General features: G+C 56.0%; 17 protein-coding genes. 13 read left to right on the plus strand and 4 right to left on the minus strand.

Translation table 11 applies throughout. The features are described from left to right. Window positions 1-194: 194 nt before the first annotated feature. On the minus strand, window positions 195-1445 hold the full coding sequence (gene icd / locus AC236I_RS15125; RefSeq protein ID WP_004860652.1) for an NADP-dependent isocitrate dehydrogenase: 1251 nt from the start codon (window positions 1443-1445) through the stop codon (window positions 195-197). A gap of 233 nt (window positions 1446-1678) precedes the next feature. Here icd and rluE point away from each other — a divergent pair, with 233 nt between their 5' ends. The 8 genes from rluE (at window position 1679) to AC236I_RS15165 (ending at window position 10120) form a co-directional block, all read left to right on the plus strand. Continuing rightward, window positions 1679-2329 (plus strand): 23S rRNA pseudouridine(2457) synthase RluE, encoded by a 651-nt coding sequence (gene rluE / locus AC236I_RS15130; RefSeq protein WP_015584629.1) that lies wholly within the window; start codon window positions 1679-1681, stop codon window positions 2327-2329. Window positions 2330-2349: 20 nt separating this feature from the next. Further along, the gene (locus AC236I_RS15135; protein WP_004860645.1) at window positions 2350-2808 is read left to right on the plus strand and encodes an NUDIX hydrolase; all 459 of its coding nucleotides are present in this window, start codon (window positions 2350-2352) and stop codon (window positions 2806-2808) included. 56 nt (window positions 2809-2864) lie between these two features. Next, window positions 2865-3971 carry a tRNA 2-thiouridine(34) synthase MnmA gene (gene mnmA, locus AC236I_RS15140; RefSeq protein WP_015584630.1) on the plus strand — a complete coding sequence of 369 codons (1107 nt, stop codon included), beginning with the start codon at window positions 2865-2867 and terminating at the stop codon, window positions 3969-3971. Between the two features lie 59 nt (window positions 3972-4030). After that, window positions 4031-4672, plus strand: coding sequence for a high frequency lysogenization protein HflD (hflD, locus tag AC236I_RS15145; RefSeq protein ID WP_004860640.1), 642 nt, complete (start codon window positions 4031-4033; stop codon window positions 4670-4672). Window positions 4673-4675: 3 nt separating this feature from the next. Beyond that, window positions 4676-6046: an adenylosuccinate lyase gene (gene purB / locus AC236I_RS15150; protein WP_004860634.1), complete on the plus strand. Its 1371-nt coding sequence runs from the start codon at window positions 4676-4678 to the stop codon at window positions 6044-6046. Window positions 6047-6736: 690 nt separating this feature from the next. Further along, on the plus strand, window positions 6737-7411 hold the full coding sequence (gene phoP / locus AC236I_RS15155; RefSeq protein WP_004860631.1) for a two-component system response regulator PhoP: 675 nt from the start codon (window positions 6737-6739) through the stop codon (window positions 7409-7411). After that, window positions 7408-8874 (plus strand): two-component system sensor histidine kinase PhoQ, encoded by a 1467-nt coding sequence (gene phoQ / locus AC236I_RS15160; protein ID WP_032717229.1) that lies wholly within the window; start codon window positions 7408-7410, stop codon window positions 8872-8874. The genes phoP and phoQ overlap by 4 nt, the downstream gene beginning before the upstream one ends. Before the next feature lie 124 nt (window positions 8875-8998). Continuing rightward, on the plus strand, window positions 8999-10120 hold the full coding sequence (locus AC236I_RS15165; protein WP_004860624.1) for a ribosomal protein uL16 3-hydroxylase: 1122 nt from the start codon (window positions 8999-9001) through the stop codon (window positions 10118-10120). Window positions 10121-10427: 307 nt separating this feature from the next. Here the strand turns inward: AC236I_RS15165 and AC236I_RS15170 are convergent, their stop codons facing one another. Beyond that, window positions 10428-10931: an REP-associated tyrosine transposase gene (locus AC236I_RS15170; RefSeq protein ID WP_032717228.1), complete on the minus strand. Its 504-nt coding sequence runs from the start codon at window positions 10929-10931 to the stop codon at window positions 10428-10430. A gap of 225 nt (window positions 10932-11156) precedes the next feature. After that, window positions 11157-12386 (minus strand): peptidase T, encoded by a 1230-nt coding sequence (gene pepT / locus AC236I_RS15175; protein ID WP_004860623.1) that lies wholly within the window; start codon window positions 12384-12386, stop codon window positions 11157-11159. 274 nt (window positions 12387-12660) lie between these two features. Between pepT and potA the strand changes: the two genes are divergently transcribed. From potA to AC236I_RS15200, 5 genes are all read left to right on the plus strand, one after another. Further along, window positions 12661-13779: a spermidine/putrescine ABC transporter ATP-binding protein PotA gene (gene potA, locus AC236I_RS15180; protein ID WP_004860620.1), complete on the plus strand. Its 1119-nt coding sequence runs from the start codon at window positions 12661-12663 to the stop codon at window positions 13777-13779. After that, window positions 13763-14620, plus strand: a complete 858-nt coding sequence (gene potB / locus AC236I_RS15185; protein ID WP_004860619.1) for a spermidine/putrescine ABC transporter permease PotB — start codon at window positions 13763-13765, stop codon at window positions 14618-14620. The genes potA and potB overlap by 17 nt, the downstream gene beginning before the upstream one ends. Continuing rightward, window positions 14617-15402, plus strand: a complete 786-nt coding sequence (gene potC / locus AC236I_RS15190; RefSeq protein WP_004860615.1) for a spermidine/putrescine ABC transporter permease PotC — start codon at window positions 14617-14619, stop codon at window positions 15400-15402. Before potB ends, potC begins: the two co-directional genes overlap by 4 nt. Beyond that, on the plus strand, window positions 15399-16445 hold the full coding sequence (gene potD / locus AC236I_RS15195; protein ID WP_004860611.1) for a spermidine/putrescine ABC transporter substrate-binding protein PotD: 1047 nt from the start codon (window positions 15399-15401) through the stop codon (window positions 16443-16445). Before potC ends, potD begins: the two co-directional genes overlap by 4 nt. Window positions 16446-16551: 106 nt before the next feature. Further along, on the plus strand, window positions 16552-17073 hold the full coding sequence (locus AC236I_RS15200; RefSeq protein ID WP_080636359.1) for a methyltransferase: 522 nt from the start codon (window positions 16552-16554) through the stop codon (window positions 17071-17073). 24 nt (window positions 17074-17097) lie between these two features. On the opposite strand, the gene AC236I_RS15205 is transcribed toward AC236I_RS15200, so the two are convergent. Continuing rightward, window positions 17098-18735: a long-chain fatty acid--CoA ligase gene (locus AC236I_RS15205; RefSeq protein WP_004860606.1), complete on the minus strand. Its 1638-nt coding sequence runs from the start codon at window positions 18733-18735 to the stop codon at window positions 17098-17100. Window positions 18736-18898: the final 163 nt, after the last annotated feature.

Raw genomic sequence — 18898 nt, forward strand, 5'->3', positions numbered from 1 at the left:
TCTCGGTCGAGAGAAACCGGCAAGCCCAGCCTACCCCGCTAAATGACCCGCCGGATGTGTAGGTACAGTGAAGCAAAGGCTGAAGACTGCGGCCTGGTAAACCTGTTTTGCTAAAATTTTGATAACCGTCAGAAAACACATAATAAAAAACGGGAGCTCCGAGGCTCCCGTTATTGTTTAACCCAGAGGCTGGATTACATGTTCGCGATGATCGCGTCGCCAAACTCTGAACATTTCAGCAGTTTAGCGCCTTCCATCAGACGTTCAAAGTCATAGGTCACAGTCTTAGCGGCGATAGCGCCTTCGGTGCCTTTAACGATCAGGTCTGCGGCTTCGAACCACTGCATATGGCGCAGCATCATCTCAGCGGACAGAATGATAGAACCCGGGTTCACCTTATCCTGGCCAGCATATTTCGGTGCTGTGCCGTGGGTCGCTTCGAACAGCGCGCATTCGTCACCGATGTTCGCGCCCGGTGCAATACCGATACCGCCAACCTGCGCTGCCAGAGCATCGGAGATGTAGTCGCCGTTCAGGTTCATACAGGCAATGACGTCATACTCCGCCGGACGCAGCAAGATCTGCTGCAGGAAAGCATCGGCGATCACGTCTTTGATAATGATCTCTTTACCGGTATTCGGGTTTTTAACCTTCTGCCACGGGCCGCCGTCAATCAGCTCGCCACCGAACTCTTCGCGGATCAGCTGGTAGCCCCAGTCTTTAAACGCGCCTTCGGTGAACTTCATGATGTTGCCTTTGTGTACCAGGGTCAGCGAATCGCGATCGTTGGTGATAGCGTATTCCATCGCCGCGCGAACCAGGCGCTTGGTGCCTTCTTCAGAGCACGGCTTGATACCGATACCGCAATGTTCCGGGAAGCGAATTTTCTTCACGCCCATCTCATCGCGCAGGAATTTGATCACTTTTTCTGCTTCAGCAGAGTCCGCTTTCCACTCGATGCCCGCATAGATGTCTTCGGAGTTTTCACGGAAGATAACCATGTCGGTCAGCTCAGGGTGTTTAACCGGGCTCGGAGTACCCTGGTAGTAACGAACCGGGCGCAGGCAGACGTAGAGGTCCAGTTCCTGGCGCAGCGCAACGTTCAGAGAACGAATACCGCCGCCAACTGGCGTCGTCAGAGGGCCTTTGATAGCAACACGATAGTCACGAATCAGATCAAGAGTTTCGGCAGGCAGCCAGACGTCCTGGCCATACACCTGGGTCGATTTTTCGCCGGTGTAAATTTCCATCCAGGAAATTTTACGCTCGCCTTTATAGGCTTTCTCAACGGCGGCATCCACCACTTTCAGCATCGCCGGAGTCACGTCAACACCGATACCATCACCCTCGATAAACGGGATGATCGGGTTGTTAGGGACATTCAGTTTGCCATCTTGCAGGGTGATTTTTTGACCTTCCGCCGGAACTACTACTTTGCTTTCCATTAACCTCTCCTTCGAGCGCTTCTGGTTCTGCTCTTCCTTTTCACACTAACCGAGCGTTGGCTTTATCCGCCCACTCCGCCACCGGGTCATCCCGCTAACCGGAGATTCGCGTCCGTGCCGCCTTCTAGTAGCGCGAATCAGTTTGAGCAATATTTTTGTTAAAAAATTGTGATGAGCATGTCAATACTACCTGAATGTTTGCGTCCATGAAAGGCATTCGTAATTAGGCTATAATGCGGCAATTGTCAGGACCTGAAAATACCATGCAGAAAACTTCATTTAGAAAACATCGCGTTGAGCGATTCAGCTCACAACAAGTCGCCAGACAACGCAAAGAACACGCGCCAAAACGCGTGATCTTGTTCAATAAACCCTACGATGTGTTGCCGCAGTTTACGGACGAAGCCGGGCGCAGCACGCTGAAAGATTTTATTTCCGTCTCCGGGGTCTACGCCGCGGGTCGTCTTGACCGCGATAGCGAAGGCTTGCTGGTGCTGACCAACGATGGCGCGCTGCAGGCTACGCTGACTCAACCCGGCAAGCGCACCGGTAAAATTTACTACGTTCAGGTTGAAGGCCTGCCAACGGAAGATGCGCTGGCCGCGCTGCGCGCCGGCATCACGCTCAACGATGGTCCTACCCTGCCCGCAGGTATTGAGCGGGTCGCTGAACCGGCCTGGCTGTGGCCGCGCAACCCGCCTATCCGCGAACGCAAATCCATACCCACCAGCTGGCTGAAAATCACCCTTTATGAAGGACGCAACCGCCAGGTGCGACGCATGACCGCTCACGTAGGTTACCCCACGCTGCGGCTTATTCGTTACGCCATGGGCGGCTATACTCTCGACGGACTGGCCAACGGCGAGTGGCGCCAGGTCGGCTAATCACACAAGGAACGGGAAGTATGTTTAAACCGCACGTCACCGTCGCCTGCGTCGTACACGCGAAAGACAAATTTCTGATCGTTGAGGAAACCATCAACGGCAAAGCGCTGTGGAATCAGCCGGCAGGACACCTCGAAGCAGATGAAACGCTGGTGCAGGCCGCCGAACGAGAGCTGTGGGAAGAGACCGGCATTCGCGCCACGCCACAGCATTTTATCCGCATGCATCAGTGGATTGCGCCGGACAATACGCCGTTTTTACGCTTCCTGTTCGCCATCGAACTTAACGATACGTGCGCCACACAGCCGCATGACAGCGATATCGACCGCTGCCTGTGGCTGAGCGCGCAAGAGATCCTGACGGCATCAAATCTGCGCTCTCAGCTGGTTGCCGAAAGCATCCGCAGCTATCAACAGGACCCGCGCTATCCGCTGTCATTAATTGGTGCGTTTAACTGGCCGCTCCTGGGGGGTGCCTGAGCCGCTCGTGCGTGCTAGAATATGCCGCCTTGAAGTTCAATGTGGTGAATATTCCAATGTCAGAAAGCCAAAAAAAAGTGATCGTCGGCATGTCCGGCGGCGTCGACTCCTCTGTTTCTGCCTGGTTGCTGCTTCAGCAAGGTTATAAGGTAGAAGGCCTGTTCATGAAGAACTGGGAGGAAGACGATGGTGAGGAATACTGCACCGCCGCTGCCGACCTCGCCGACGCGCAAGCCGTCTGCGATAAGCTCGGGATTGAGCTTCATACCGTTAACTTTGCCGCAGAGTACTGGGACAACGTGTTTGAACTGTTCCTGGCCGAATACAAAGCCGGGCGCACGCCGAACCCGGACATTCTGTGCAACAAAGAAATCAAATTTAAAGCCTTCCTGGAGTTCGCCGCAGAAGATCTGGGCGCCGACTATATTGCGACCGGTCACTACGTGCGCCGTGCCGATGTCAACGGTAAAAGCCAGCTGCTGCGCGGCCTGGACGGCAACAAAGATCAGAGCTACTTCCTGTACACCCTCAGCCATGAGCAGATTGCCCAGAGCCTGTTCCCGGTTGGCGAGCTGGAAAAGCCGCAGGTGCGCAAGATCGCGGAAGATCTCGACCTGATCACCGCGAAGAAAAAAGACTCTACCGGGATCTGCTTTATCGGTGAACGTAAATTCCGCGAGTTCCTCGGGCGCTACCTTCCTGCTCAGCCGGGCAAAATCGTCACCGTTGACGGCGACGAAATCGGTGAGCATCAGGGTCTGATGTACCATACCCTTGGCCAGCGTAAAGGCCTCGGCATCGGCGGCACCAAAGAAGGCAGCGAAGACCCGTGGTACGTGGTTGATAAAGACGTCGAAAACAATATTCTGGTCGTAGCTCAAGGCCACGACCACCCGCGTCTGATGTCCAGGGGCCTGATTGCCCAACAGCTGCACTGGGTCGATCGCGAACCGGTTACCGGCACTCTGCGCTGCACGGTGAAGACCCGCTATCGCCAGACCGATATCCCGTGCACCGTGAACGCGCTGGATAACGAGCGCATCGAAGTGCTGTTTGACGAACCGGTTGCGGCGGTGACGCCGGGCCAGTCGGCGGTCTTCTATCTTGGCGAAGTGTGCCTCGGCGGCGGCGTGATCGAGCAGCGTCTGCCGCTGCAGTCCTGACAGACAGTTTTTACCGCCGGTGAGACAAAACCCTCCCCGACGGTTTACAAGGAGTAGGTGTGGCGAAGAATTATTATGACATCACGTTGGCGCTGGCGGGCATCTGCCAGGCCGCCCGTCTGGTTCAGCAGCTGGCGCACCAGGGCCATTGCGACAGCGATGCCCTGCACGTTTCGCTGAACAGCATCATCGATCTCAACCCGGATTCAACGCTGGCGGTGTTCGGTGGTAGTGAAGCCAATCTTCGCCTCGGGCTGGAAACGCTGCTTGGCGTGCTCAACAGCGGCAGTCGCCAGGGCCTCAATGCCGAGCTGACCCGCTACACGTTAAGCCTGATGGTGCTCGAGCGTAAGCTTGACGGCAGCAAAGGGGCGATGGATACCCTTGGCAACCGCATCGCCGGTCTGCGCCGTCAGCTGGAACATTTCGACCTGCAGTCTGAAACGCTGCTCAGCGCCATGGCGGGCATCTATGTTGACGTCATCAGTCCACTTGGTCCGCGTATTCAGGTGACCGGCTCACCGGCCGTGTTGCAAAGCCCGCAGGTTCAGGCCAAGGTCCGCGCCTCCCTGCTGGCAGGCATTCGTGCCGCCGTGCTCTGGCATCAGGTGGGCGGCGGGCGCATGCAGCTCATGTTTTCTCGTAATCGTCTGGTTAACCAGGCAAAACAAATTCTTGCTCATTTAACCCCGGAGTTGTGATCTATGGAATTATCCTCACTGACCGCCGTTTCCCCTGTCGATGGACGCTACGGCGATAAAGTCAGCGCGCTGCGCGGTATCTTCAGCGAATTCGGTTTGCTGAAATTCCGTGTACAAGTTGAAGTACGTTGGCTGCAGAAGTTAGCCGCGCACGCAGCGATCAAGGAAGTTCCTGCTTTTGCTGCCGACGCAAACGGTTTCCTTGATAAAATCGTTGCCGACTTCAGCGTTGAAGATGCGCAGCGCATCAAAACCATCGAACGTACCACCAACCACGATGTGAAAGCGGTAGAGTATTTCCTCAAGGAAAAAGTGGCCGATATCGCTGAACTGCATGCGGTATCCGAATTCATCCACTTCGCCTGCACCTCCGAAGACATTAACAACCTCTCCCACGCGCTGATGCTGAAAACCGCGCGCGATGAGGTGGTTCTGCCGTACTGGCGCAAGCTTATCGACGCGGTGAAAGACCTGGCGGTTCAGTATCGCGATGTACCGCTGCTGTCCCGTACTCACGGTCAGCCGGCCACGCCGTCCACAATGGGTAAAGAGATGGCTAACGTCGCTTACCGTATGGAGCGTCAGTATCGTCAGCTGAACCAGGTAGAAATTCTGGGCAAAATCAATGGCGCGGTGGGTAACTATAACGCCCACATCGCGGCGTATCCGGAAGTGGACTGGCACCAGTTTAGCGAAGAGTTTGTTACCTCGCTGGGCATTCAGTGGAACCCGTACACCACGCAGATTGAGCCGCATGACTATATTGCCGAGCTCTTCGACTGCATCGCCCGCTTCAACACCATCCTGATCGACTTCGATCGCGACGTGTGGGGCTACATCGCGCTGAACCACTTCAAGCAGAAGACGATCGCCGGTGAAATCGGTTCATCCACCATGCCGCATAAAGTGAATCCGATCGATTTCGAAAACTCCGAAGGTAACCTCGGCCTGGCTAACGCCATGATGCAGCATCTGGCGAGCAAACTGCCGGTTTCCCGCTGGCAGCGCGACCTGACCGATTCAACCGTACTGCGTAACCTCGGTGTGGGTATCGGCTATGCGCTGATTGCTTACCAGTCGACCCTTAAAGGCGTCAGCAAACTGGAGCTGAACGGCGATCGCCTGCTGGACGAGCTGGATCATAACTGGGAAGTGCTGGCTGAGCCGATCCAGACCGTGATGCGCCGCTACGGCATCGAAAAACCATACGAGAAGCTGAAAGAGCTGACCCGCGGTAAGCGCGTGGACGCGGAAGGGATGCAACAGTTCATCGACAGCCTGCCGCTGCCGGAAGACGAGAAGGTTCGCCTGAAAGCCATGACGCCGGCTAACTACATCGGTCGCGCGACGACTATGGTTGACGAACTGAAATAATCGCCTGGTCTCGCCTTCCTGCGGGAATCGGCGAAGAGTGAGTGAATGCAGAGAAACAGATGGCCGGGAATTATTCCGGCCATCAATTTGTCATGACGTCGTCAGGGCGATAAATCCCCCCGTCACCCGCCTGAGTTTGCTTTTTTCGTCACATCCTCCATCGTTGCGCCGCTTTCCATTTCATCGTCTCTTAACCCAGCCTGAGTTTCCCCCCTCCTTCACCTGCGCGCTGCTGAGAGCTCCGTCGTCATCGCTGATACGATGCGGATTCTTTTAGTTGCTCTTTGTCGGCCGTTTCTGGCGGGGTTTTCAGCCAAAACTGACGAAAAGAAAACTAAGATTAAACATGTTGTTAGCATCAGGAAGCCGGTTCCAACCCACTCAGTCTCATCCCTGAACGCTCTGCGCCGGGATACTCTTCCCGGGCAGCCCCACCATTTTATCCACACAATGTTCGTCGGGCTGGCAACAGGAGGATAAACTTGCCAATATATGCCCACGATATGCCCCTTCTCTTGCCGGATGTATATCGGGCGCTGGCGCTACCGCCCTCTCTCTACCGGCGTGGCAGGCCAGAAAGCAGAACGGCTGGCGAAGTTACATCGCAAGCCTTTCATTTACAGCCGTTTAAATTCAGTATATCTATTCAGCGCTACACTATTCGAAACCAAAATAAACGGGAGAAAAGGCATGCGCGTACTCGTCGTTGAGGATAACGCTTTACTGCGCCATCACCTGAAAGTTCAGCTCCAGGAATTAGGCCATCAGGTGGACGCAGCAGAAGATGCAAAGGAAGCCGATTACTATCTGGGTGAGCACGTGCCGGATATCGCCATTGTCGATCTGGGTCTGCCCGATGAAGACGGTCTTTCACTGATTCGCCGCTGGCGCAGTCATGACGTGTCGGTTCCGGTACTGGTGTTGACCGCCCGTGAAGGCTGGCAGGATAAAGTCGAGGTGCTGAGCGCCGGGGCGGACGACTACGTCACCAAACCGTTCCATATTGAAGAGGTCGCGGCGCGCATGCAGGCGCTACTGCGTCGCAACAGCGGCCTGGCGTCACAGGTTATTTCTCTGCCGCCTTTCCAGGTTGACCTGTCACGCCGCGAGCTATCGATTAACGAACAGCCCATCAAGCTGACCGCATTTGAATACACCATTATGGAAACGCTGATCCGTAACCGTGGCAAAGTCGTCAGCAAAGATTCGTTAATGCTCCAGCTCTACCCCGATGCTGAACTGCGCGAAAGTCACACCATCGACGTACTGATGGGACGGCTGCGGAAAAAAATTCAGACTCAGCATCCGCATGACGTCATTACGACCGTGCGCGGCCAGGGCTATTTATTTGAACTACGCGAATGAAAAGCCCGCTCCGGCATATTTTGCCGCTTTCTTTACGCGTTCGTTTTCTGCTGGCGACGGCGGCAGTGGTGCTGGTGCTTTCGCTGGCCTACGGCATGGTTGCGCTGGTGGGCTACAGCGTCAGCTTTGATAAAACCACCTTCCGCCTGCTGCGCGGCGAAAGTAACCTGTTCTATATGCTGGCAAAGTGGGAAAACAACCATATCGACGTGGATATCCCCGAAAACCTCAACATGCAGAGCCCGACGGTGACATTGATATACGATGCCAAAGGCAAACTGCTGTGGATGCAGCGCGATGTCGGCTGGCTGGCAAAACGCATTCAACCTGAATGGCTGAAAAGAAACGGCTTCCACGAAATCGAGTCCGACGTTGACAGCAGTAGCATGCTGCTGCGCAACAATCATCAGTTCCAGGAGGAGCTGGACGCTCTTCGCCAGCAGGATGATGGTTCCGAAATGACCCACTCGGTGGCGATCAATATCTACCCGGCAACCGATAAGCTGCCGCAGCTGAGCATCGTGGTGATCGACACCATTCCTGTCGAACTGAAACGCTCTTATATGGTCTGGAGCTGGTTTATCTATGTGCTGGTTGCCAACCTGCTGCTGGTGATCCCGCTGCTTTGGGTGGCGGCCTGGTGGAGCCTGCGCCCCATCGAGTCGCTGGCAAAAGAGGTCCGCGAGCTGGAAGAGCATCACCGCGAAATGCTCAATCCGAATACCACCCGCGAACTGACCCGACTGGTCAGCAACCTTAACCGGCTACTGACAAGCGAGCGCGAGCGCTACGACAAATATCGCACCACGCTGACCGATCTGACCCATAGTCTGAAAACGCCGCTGGCCGTGCTGCAAAGCACCCTGCGTTCTTTACGCGGCGAGAAGATTGACCTCAATGAAGCAGAACCGATCATGCTGGAGCAGATCAGCCGCATCTCACAGCAAATTGGCTACTACCTGCATCGCGCCAGTATGCGCAGCGGCGGTACCCTGCTCAGCCGCGAACTGCACCCCATTGCGCCGCTGCTCGACAAGTTGACCTCGGCGCTGAACAAGGTTTACCAGCGCAAAGGGGTCAATATCAGTCTCGATATCTCTCCGGAGATCAGCTTTGTCGGCGAACAGAATGATTTTATGGAAGTGATGGGCAACGTGCTGGATAACGCCTGCAAATACTGCCTGGAATTTGTCGAAGTTTCCGTGCGTCAGACCAACGACAACCACCTGCATATTCTGGTGGAAGATGATGGCCCCGGTATCCCGCTGAACCAGCGAACTGCCGTATTCGATCGCGGGCAACGAGCCGATACGCTGCGACCAGGTCAGGGCGTAGGACTTTCCGTCGCCCGGGAGATCGTTGAGCAATACGATGGCGACATTCTCACCGGCGAAAGTCTGCTCGGCGGAGCCTGCATGGAGGTCGTTTTCGGCCGCCAGCTGCCCGACGATACGGAAAGCTGAACCGCCCCGCTTCCCGCGCCTGGGCAAACTCTGTGACTGCGAAGCACAATCGCCGTCAACAAAGAGGCAGTTTGAAGCATGGCGTGTATAATCCCAGACAGACACCTGCTGTGGAATAAATAAAATGGATTATCAATTAACGCTCAACTGGCCTGACTTTATCGAACGCTACTGGCAAAAACGCCCGGTAGTCCTCAAGCGCGGCTTCGCTAATTTCGTCGATCCCATTAGCCCGGATGAACTGGCCGGGCTGGCGATGGAAAGCGAAGTCGATAGCCGCCTGGTCAGCCACCAGGACGGGAAATGGCAGGTCAGCCATGGCCCTTTCGAAAGCTACGATCACCTGAGCGAAAACAACTGGTCGCTGCTGGTGCAGGCGGTGAATAACTGGCACGAGCCGACGGCCGCGCTGATGCAGCCCTTCCGCGCGCTCCCCGACTGGCGTATTGATGATCTGATGATCTCTTTCTCCGTGCCCGGCGGCGGCGTAGGTCCCCATCTCGATCAGTACGACGTGTTTATCATCCAGGGAACCGGCCGGCGTCGCTGGCGCGTGGGCGATAAAGTCCCGATGAAGCAGCACTGTCCACATCCGGACCTGCTGCAGGTGGATCCGTTCGACGCCATCATTGATGAAGAGATGGAACCGGGCGATATTCTCTATATTCCGCCGGGATTCCCGCATGAGGGTTATTCCCTGGAAAACTCGCTCAACTATTCGGTGGGCTATCGCGCGCCAAATGCCCGCGAGCTGTTCAGCGGCTTTGCCGACTATATTCTGCAGCGTGAACTGGGCAGCCAGCGCTATGCCGATCCGGATGTGCCTTCCCGCGATCACCCGGCGGATATTCTGCCGGCTGAACTCGACCGCCTGCGCGATATGATGCTGGGGTTGATTAACCAGCCAGAGCATTTTAAGCAGTGGTTTGGCGAGTTTATCACCCAGTCCCGCCACGAGCTGGACGTGGCTCCTGCCGAGCCGCCGTATCAGCCTGATGAGATTTACGACGCGCTGCAACAGGGCGATCGCCTGGTGCGGCTGGGCGGGCTACGCGTGCTGCGTATCGATGGCGAGGTGTTCGTCAACGGCGAGAAAATTAATTCGCCGCACCGTCCGGCGCTGGACGCGCTGGCAACGCATCTGTCGCTTAACGCGGAACATTTTGGCGATGCGCTGGAAGACCCGTCGTTCCTCGCGATGCTGGCTGCGCTGGTCAACTGCGGCTACTGGTTCTTCGAGGACTAAACCGCGCGATGCCCGGTGGCGGCTCACGCCTTACCGGGCCTACGGACCGGGCACCGGGATTGTGTATCGAACCGCATGTATTGCCCGGTGGCGGCTTGCGCCTTACCGGGCCTACGGACCGGGCACCGGAATGGTGTATCGCTCCGCATGTATTGTCCGGTGGCGGCTCACGCCTTACCGGGCCTCCGGGCCGGACGCCGGAATGGTGTATCGCTCCGCATGTATTGCCCGGTGGCGGCTTGCGCCTTACCGGGCCTACGGGCTGAATGTGAGGCCGGATTCTGTAGGCCGGGTAAGGCGCAAGCCGTCACCCGGCGTTCTGTCTGCGCTCTCCGGCGTCAAAATCGGCAACCTCCCCGGCCCAATCCGGCGGATACACCCCGAGACTCACATCACGATGAAACGTTGAATACGGCCAGTCAATCACCCTCTTCACATAGCCATGCTTCACCGGATTGATATAAACGTAATCCATATGCCGTCGGTAATCGTCTTCGTTACGTATCGCATGTTCCCAGAAACGATGTTGCCAGACCTCGCGCATACCCAGTTCGCGGGTGAACGTTTTTTTAATATCCCGCCAGCGTCCCGAATAATCGGTATCACCTTCCGGTAACGTCCAGATAGCGTGCATATGTTCGGGTAAAATAACCCACGCGTTAATCAGAAAGGGCTTTTTGCGTTTAATGGCGGCTGTCACAGTACGAAGCCGATCGATATGGCGGGTCAAAAGATCGCTTTGCCGATTTCGCAAATTGACAGTAAAGAACCAGGTGCCGCCGGGGATATTGCTGCGGCGGTAATTTGACATCAGAGGTTATCTCCTCTTCCGCAGGTACGGAGTCTTTGCCAACCGCACGTTTTTATATTGCCCGGTGGCGGCTCGCGCCTTACCGGGCCTACGGACCGGACGCCGGGATTGTGTATCGCACCGCATGTATTGCCCGGTGGCGGCTTGCGCCTTACCGGGCCTACGGGCCGGACGCCGGAATGGTGTATCGCACCGCATATATTGCCCGGTGGCGGCTCTCCGCGATCAGACGCCGCGTTTTGCCGTCAGCTCCGCGATGCGCACAATCACCTGAACCGCCTTCTCCATCCCCTCCAGCGTGACGAATTCATGCTTGCCGTGATAGTTATAGCCGCCGGTAAACAGGTTCGGACAGGGGAGTCCCATAAAGGAGAGCTGCGCACCGTCGGTACCGCCGCGAATTGGCTTCATTTGCGGTTCAATATCGCAATCCACCATCGCCTGGCGGGCAATCTCGACGACGTGCGGGTGCGACATCACTTTTTCATGCATATTGTAATAGCTGTCTTCAATCACCAGCTCAATATAGCAATCCGGATGCAGCCCCTTACCGACCTTTTTGGCAATTTCCATCATTTTGCGCTTGCGGGCCTCGAACTGCTTACGGTCAAAGTCGCGAATGATGTAGTGCATTTCGGCCCGGTCAACGCTGCCTTTCATGCTCGCCAGATGGTAAAAACCTTCGTAGCCTTCGGTGGTTTCCGGCACCTCGTCGGCAGGGATTTCCGCATGAATCCGTGCCGCCAGCGACAGCGCATTCACCATCACCCCTTTTGCGGTGCCCGGATGGACATTATTGCCCACGATCTTAATGGTCACCGACGCGGCGTTGAAGTTTTCAAACTCCAGCTCGCCCACGCCACCGCCGTCAACGGTATAGGCCCAGCGGGCGTCAAACGCGGCGACGTCAAAATGCTTCGCCCCTTTCCCGACCTCTTCATCCGGCGTGAAGGCCACGCGAATATCGCCGTGAGGAATGTTTTTCGCCTTCAGCGTCGCCAGCGCGGTCATTATCTCGGCAATACCGGCCTTGTCATCGGCGCCAAGCAGCGTTTTGCCATCGGTGGTGATCAGCGTTTGCCCGAGCAGCTGGTGCAGGACCGGGAACATCACCGGGGAGAGCACTTCATCGCCAATCCCGAGAGCGATATCACCGCCACGGTAGTTTTCAACGATTTGCGGGTTTACGTTTTTGCCGCTGAAGTCCGGCGCCGTGTCGACGTGGGAAATAAAGCCAATGGGCGGAATAGCGCCGGCAACGTTGGCCGGAAGGGTTCCCATCACCGTCCCTTTCTCACTTAGCGTTACATTAACCAGTCCCATCTCTTCCAGCTGCGCCTGCAGCAGGCGTAACAGCTTCCACTGACCTTCCGTGCTTGGAACCTGACGCACGCCAGGCTTCGACTGTGTGTCCAGAGAAACGTACTGTAAAAAACGCTCAAGCAATTTATCCATGTAGCCACCCTCATCTTTTGTGACAACATTATTCATAAGCCCGAAAAGACAAATATTGCGTCAGGTCATTTTTAGCCCGGCAAATAAAAATTTAATACATGAACCGACGTATTGTTGTAAAGGTCGTGCATCCATATGAGACAGGCATTGGCGATCGCAAGCGATTGCCGTAGAATGCTTGCCCTCGTTTATTATGCGCAACCGCAAAGGTGGTTAACCACAAACCCCGCAACGGTCAATCGTCCGCTGCGTCTACATGGGACAGAGTTAAAAATTGAATATACAACCGCGTTCGCTTTCGCCGCTGGTGCAACTGGCGGGAATTCGCAAAAGCTTTGATGGAAAAACGGTTATCTCAGATCTGAATCTGACCATCAACAACGGTGAGTTTCTCACCCTGCTTGGCCCCTCTGGCTGCGGTAAAACCACCGTTCTTCGTCTTATTGCCGGGCTTGAAAACGTCGACAGCGGGCGAATTCATCTCGAAGATCAGGACATCACTCATGTTCCGGCGGAAAACCGCCACGTCAATACCGTCTTTCAAAGCTACGCTCTGTTTCCCCATATGAGCGTATTCGAAAACGTCGCCTTCGGTCTGCGGATGCAGAAAACGCCGGCGGCGGAAATCACGCCTCGCGTCCTCGATGCGCTACGCATGGTCCAGCTGGAGGAGTTTGCCCAACGCAAACCGCATCAGCTCTCCGGCGGCCAGCAGCAGCGGGTGGCTATCGCCCGGGCAGTGGTCAACAAACCGCGCCTGCTGCTGCTGGATGAGTCCCTGTCGGCGCTGGATTACAAGCTGCGTAAACAGATGCAAAACGAGCTGAAGGCGCTGCAGCGTAAGCTTGGCATCACCTTCGTCTTCGTCACCCACGATCAGGAAGAGGCCCTGACCATGTCCGACCGCATCGTGGTCATGCGCGATGGGAAAATCGAGCAGGACGGCACGCCGCGTGAAATCTACGAAGAGCCGAAAAACCTGTTCGTCGCCAGTTTTATCGGCGAGATTAATCTGTTTAATGCAACGGTCATTGAACGCCTTGACGAGCAGCGCGTCCGCGCCAGTGTTGAAGGCCGTGAATGCAATATCTACGTCAACTTCCCCGTCGAGCGGGGCCAGCGGCTGAACGTTCTGCTGCGCCCGGAAGATCTGCGCGTCGATGAAGTCCACGACGGCAGCGATGCCGACGGACTGATCGGCTACATCCGCGAGCGCAACTACAAAGGCATGACGCTGGAGTCGGTTGTCGAACTGGAAAATGGCAAAATGGTGATGGTCAGTGAATTCTTTAACGAAGACGATCCGGACTTTGACCACCCGCTTGACCAGAAAATGGCCATTAACTGGGTAGAAAGCTGGGAGGTTGTGCTGGCAGATGAAGAACACAAGTAAATTCCAGAATGTGGTGATCGCCACTATCGTGGGTTGGCTTGTGCTGTTTGTGTTCCTGCCCAACCTGATGATCATCGGTACCAGTTTTTTGACCCGCGACGACGCCAGTTTCGTCAAGCTGGTCTTCACGCTGGATAACTACACGCGCCTGCTGGATCCGCTCTATTACGACGTGCTGCTGCACTCGCTCAATATGGCGCTGCTGGCGACCCTGGCCTGCCTGGCGCTCGGCTATCCTTTCGCCTGGTTTCTGGCCAGGCTGCCGGAAAAAGTGCGTCCGCTGCTGCTGTTTCTGCTGATCGTGCCGTTCTGGACCAACTCATTGATCCGTATCTACGGGCTGAAAATATTCCTCAGCACCAAAGGGTATCTCAACGAGTTTCTGCTGTGGCTGGGGGTGATTGATACGCCGCTGCGCATCATGTACACCCCGTCCGCGGTCATCATCGGACTGGTCTATATTCTGCTGCCGTTTATGGTGATGCCGCTCTACTCCAGTATTGAGAAGCTGGATCGTCCTCTGCTGGAAGCGGCAAGGGATCTGGGCGCCAGCAAGCTGCAAACCTTTATCCGCATCATTATTCCACTGACGATGCCGGGCATTATTGCCGGCTGCCTGCTGGTGATGCTGCCGGCGATGGGGCTGTTCTACGTCTCGGATCTGATGGGCGGCGCTAAAAACCTGTTGATCGGTAACGTTATCAAGAGTCAGTTCCTGAATATCCGCGACTGGCCGTTTGGCGCCGCAACCAGCATTACTCTGACGCTGGTTATGGGCCTGATGCTGTTAATTTACTGGCGCGCGGCGCGTCTGTTGAATAAGAAGGTGGAGCTCGAATGATCGGTCGACTGCTGCGCGGCGGCTTTATGACCGCCATTTATGCTTACCTTTATATTCCGATCATTATTCTGATCGTCAACTCGTTTAACAGTTCGCGCTTTGGTATTAACTGGCAGGGCTTCACCACCCGGTGGTATAGCCTGTTGATGAACAACGATAGCCTGCTGCAGGCAGCACAGCACTCGCTGACCATGGCGGTGCTATCGGCCACCTTTGCGACGCTGATCGGCTCGCTGACCGCCGTCGCGCTGTATCGCTATCGTTTTCGTGGTAAACCGTTCGTCAGCGGGATGCTGTTCGTGGTGATGATGTCGCCGGATATCGTCATGGCGATCTCCCTGCTGGTGCTGTTTATGCTGATCGGCATCCAGCTCGGGTTCTGGTCGCTGCTGTTTTCGCACATCACCTTCTGCCTGCCTTTCGTGGTGGTGACGGTCTATTCGCGTCTCAAAGGTTTTGATGTGCGGATGCTGGAGGCGGCGAAAGATCTGGGCGCCAGCGAGTTGACCATTCTGCGTAAAATTCTTCTGCCGCTGGCGCTGCCTGCCGTGGCCGCCGGATGGCTGTTGAGCTTTACGCTATCGATGGATGATGTGGTGGTATCGTCATTCGTAACCGGCCCGGGTTACGAGATCCTGCCACTGAAGATCTACTCGATGGTCAAAGTGGGCGTATCGCCGGAAGTGAACGCCCTGGCGACGATTCTGTTAGTTCTGTCGCTGGTGATGGTCATCGCCAGCCAATTGATTGCACGTGATAAAACTCAGGGGACGTTAAAATGAAAAAATGGTCACGCCACCTGCTCGCAGCGGGCGCTCTGGTAATGGGTATCAGCGCCGCGCATGCGGACGACAGCAAAACGCTCTATTTCTATAACTGGACCGAGTATGTACCGCCGGGTCTGCTGGAGCAGTTCACCAAAGAGACCGGCATCAAGGTTATCTATTCCACTTACGAGTCGAATGAAACCATGTATGCCAAACTCAAAACCTATAAAGACGGGGCGTACGATCTGGTGGTGCCTTCCACCTATTTCGTCGACAAGATGCGTAAAGAAGGCATGTTGCAGAAGATCGATAAGAGCAAGCTGACTCACTTCAATAACCTCGATCCGCAGATGCTGAATAAACCGTTCGATCCGGGCAACGATTATTCCATTCCCTACATCTGGGGCGCTACGGCCATTGGCGTCAATAGCGATGCTATCGACCCGAAAACCGTCACCAGCTGGGCCGACCTGTGGAAACCAGAGTATAAGAGCAGCCTGCTGCTGACCGACGATGCGCGGGAAGTGTTCCAGGTTGCCTTACGTAAGCTGGGCTATTCCGGCAATACTACCGACCCGAAAGAGATTGAAGCCGCCTACAACGAGCTGAAAAAACTGATGCCTAACGTGGCGGCGTTTAACTCCGATAACCCGGCCAACCCCTATATGGAAGGCGAAGTGAATCTCGGCATGGTGTGGAACGGTTCGGCATGGGTTGCCCGCCAGTCAGGCACGCCGCTCGAGGTCGTCTGGCCGAAAGAAGGCGGGATCTTCTGGATGGATAGCCTGGCGATTCCGGCGAATGCGAAAAACGTCGACGGCGCGCTCAAGCTGATTAACTTCCTGCTGCGCCCGGAAGTGGCAAAACAGGTGGCGGAAACCATCGGCTACCCGACGCCAAACCTCGCCGCGCGTAAAATGCTCAGCCCGGAAGTCGCCAATGATAAGTCGCTCTACCCGGATGCCGACACCATCGCCAAAGGCGAATGGCAAAACGATGTCGGCAGCGCCAGCACCCTGTATGAAGAGTATTATCAGAAGCTAAAAGCGGGCCGTTAATCCCGTCAGGCGGAGCCCCGGCTCCGCCGTTTTTTTGTCCTCTCTCTGCGTGGCTCAGCTACACTTTTCCTCATGACACCGCTGAATGTCCGGCTCGAGGTTAATCATGATGGCGACGGTATGGCTGTTTCTGGCACTGCTCAATCTGGTCGTATTTACCGCCTTTATCATTCCGCGCAAGCAGCCGGCCGAGGCATCTCCTCTGTTTCCTGTCGCCGCGATCAAACTCTTAAGGTTCATGTGGCTGGTTCCGATCCTTATTTTTGGCTATAGCCTGTCTCTGGTGGCAACCATTAGCCTGATTGAATGGGGATGTCTGGCGATTGCCGTGATCGGTAATATCCTGATGATAAAAGGCAAACTTGATTTAGGCCGGTGCCATACCTGGGCGGGTTACTATCTGCCAGGCGTGTCGGCTATCAGAACCGGCATTTTTAGATGGCTTCCCCACCCTATGTATACCGGCATCGTTCTGGTCATTCTCTCGTGCAGCCTGATTTACGTCACCCACCTGCCGGCTTACATCAGCGCGATGGCGTTGATCTGTTGTCTTTATATCATCATTTTTTTACTGTTCGCCGCTTACAGAGAAAGCAAAATGCTTATGCCCCTGGCTCACGGGGCATAAACCTTAGGGCGGCCAGAAACCGATTTAGCCCGCCTCGCGCCCATCCGCCATCAGAATCTGACCGAACTCGGCGCGCAGTCGGTTTTTCAGGACTTTACCGGTGGCGCTGACGGGGAGCGCATCGATGAACAGAATCCGGTCCGGCAGCTGCCATTTCGGCACCCGTGCCTGGTACCAGGCCAGCAGCTCCGGCTCTTCAATTTCGCCCCCTTCCGCCCTGACGCACAGCAGCACCGGACGCTCATCCCAGCGCGGATGCTGCGCCGCAATCGCCGCCGCGCTGCGAATCGCCGGATGGGCAAGGGCAATATTCTCCAGCTCCACCGTCGAGATCCACTCTCCGCCGGACTTAATGATATCTTTCGCCCGATCGTGAATCACCAGGTAGCCATTCTCATCAAGAGTGCCAATATCGCCGGTATCGAACCAGCCGTCATCGGTCAACGCCGTATCGGGACGACCATAGTAATTTGCCGCCACCCAATGGCCGCGCACCTGCAGATAGCCCTGACTTTCGCCATCGTTGGCCAGCGTCTGGCCCTGCGCATCCACCACCCGCAGATCGATGCCAAAAATGACGCGTCCCTGACCGTGCCCCCGTTTTTCCTGTGTCTCCTGGGTCAGGGCCTTATGTTTGCTCAGCGGCGTGTTGATGGTGCCGATGGGCGAAGTCTCGGTCATCCCCCAGGCATGAATCAGCGCAATATCATAATCGCGGCGGAAGACTTCAATCATCGACGGCGGCAGCGCCGACCCGCCGACAAAAGATCGTTTAAAATGCGGCAGGCGAATATCCGATTTACGCAGCGCGGCAAGCAAACCGGCCCAGATGACCGGAACGCCGAAGGCGACGCTGACCTGCTCTTCGCTCAGCAGCCGCAGCAGGCTGTCGCCGTCCAGATTCGGCCCCGGCAGAACCAGGCGAGCGCCCGCCATCGCGGCAATAAAAGGCGTGCCCCAGGCATTGACGTGGAACATCGGCACCACCGGCAGCAGCGTGTCCTGTGCCGATATACCGGCCGCATCCGGTTGATTGCCGCTCAGCGTATGCAGTACCAGCGAGCGGTGGGTATTCAGCACCCCTTTCGGCTTCCCCGTGGTCCCGGAGGTATAGCACAGCGAGGCTGGAGAATCTTCGCTCACCTCGGGCCAGCGATACGCCGGATCCGCTTCAGCGACCAGCTCATCAAAAAACAGCAGCGCATCCAGCGCGGCGAGCGCTTCGTCATTCCGCGGCGCCAGCAGAACAAAATGCTTTACCGTTGGCAATTGGGGCCGCAGCGCGCAGATAAGCGGCAGAAAGGTGTAGTCGAAAAACAGAATCTCGTCCGCGGCATCATTGATGATAAAGGCGAGATGTTCCGCGGACAGGCGTGGATTGATGGTATGCGTCACCCATCCCCCAGAACTGATGCCAAAATAGATTTCCAGATGACGGCGATTATTCCACGCCAGCGTACCGCAGCGGGCGCCTGCCGGGAGATCCAGCCGATGCATGGCGGAGGCCAGATGCCGGGCGTTATCCGCCACCTCTCCCCAGGTACTGTACTCCCTTCCCCCCAACGTCCCGACCGAGACAATTCCCGTATCGCTATGATATCGCGCGGCATGTTCAATGAGCGCCCGGGTCGTTAAATCCTGATACATCATCGGTGGATGCATGACTGATACTCCGCGACTGGCTGATATGTTGTGTAAGTGATGCGGTCCGGTGTGCACGCGAACTCTCACTAAATCTGGCAACAACCCTGGCAGCCAACCAAAACAGATGTGCAAAATTTAGCGTTCACGCACAACAATTCTCGTCTGGCGGCGGGGAATGTGA

The organism is Klebsiella sp. Sb-30, from assembly GCF_057652795.1.

Bases quoted from the DNA above. Each gene is read 5' to 3' on its own strand.
- icd (WP_004860652.1), bottom strand. From the start codon at position 1,445: ATGGAAAGCAAAGTAGTAGTTCCGGCGGAAGGTCAAAAAATCACCCTG.
- rluE (WP_015584629.1), top strand. From the start codon at position 1,679: ATGCGGCAATTGTCAGGACCTGAAAATACCATGCAGAAAACTTCATTT.
- AC236I_RS15135 (WP_004860645.1), top strand. From the start codon at position 2,350: ATGTTTAAACCGCACGTCACCGTCGCCTGCGTCGTACACGCGAAAGAC.
- mnmA (WP_015584630.1), top strand. From the start codon at position 2,865: ATGTCAGAAAGCCAAAAAAAAGTGATCGTCGGCATGTCCGGCGGCGTC.
- purB (WP_004860634.1), top strand. From the start codon at position 4,676: ATGGAATTATCCTCACTGACCGCCGTTTCCCCTGTCGATGGACGCTAC.
- phoP (WP_004860631.1), top strand. From the start codon at position 6,737: ATGCGCGTACTCGTCGTTGAGGATAACGCTTTACTGCGCCATCACCTG.
- phoQ (WP_032717229.1), top strand. From the start codon at position 7,408: ATGAAAAGCCCGCTCCGGCATATTTTGCCGCTTTCTTTACGCGTTCGT.
- AC236I_RS15165 (WP_004860624.1), top strand. From the start codon at position 8,999: ATGGATTATCAATTAACGCTCAACTGGCCTGACTTTATCGAACGCTAC.
- AC236I_RS15170 (WP_032717228.1), bottom strand. From the start codon at position 10,931: ATGTCAAATTACCGCCGCAGCAATATCCCCGGCGGCACCTGGTTCTTT.
- pepT (WP_004860623.1), bottom strand. From the start codon at position 12,386: ATGGATAAATTGCTTGAGCGTTTTTTACAGTACGTTTCTCTGGACACA.
- potB (WP_004860619.1), top strand. From the start codon at position 13,763: ATGAAGAACACAAGTAAATTCCAGAATGTGGTGATCGCCACTATCGTG.
- potC (WP_004860615.1), top strand. From the start codon at position 14,617: ATGATCGGTCGACTGCTGCGCGGCGGCTTTATGACCGCCATTTATGCT.
- potD (WP_004860611.1), top strand. From the start codon at position 15,399: ATGAAAAAATGGTCACGCCACCTGCTCGCAGCGGGCGCTCTGGTAATG.
- AC236I_RS15200 (WP_080636359.1), top strand. From the start codon at position 16,552: ATGATGGCGACGGTATGGCTGTTTCTGGCACTGCTCAATCTGGTCGTA.
- AC236I_RS15205 (WP_004860606.1), bottom strand. From the start codon at position 18,735: ATGCATCCACCGATGATGTATCAGGATTTAACGACCCGGGCGCTCATT.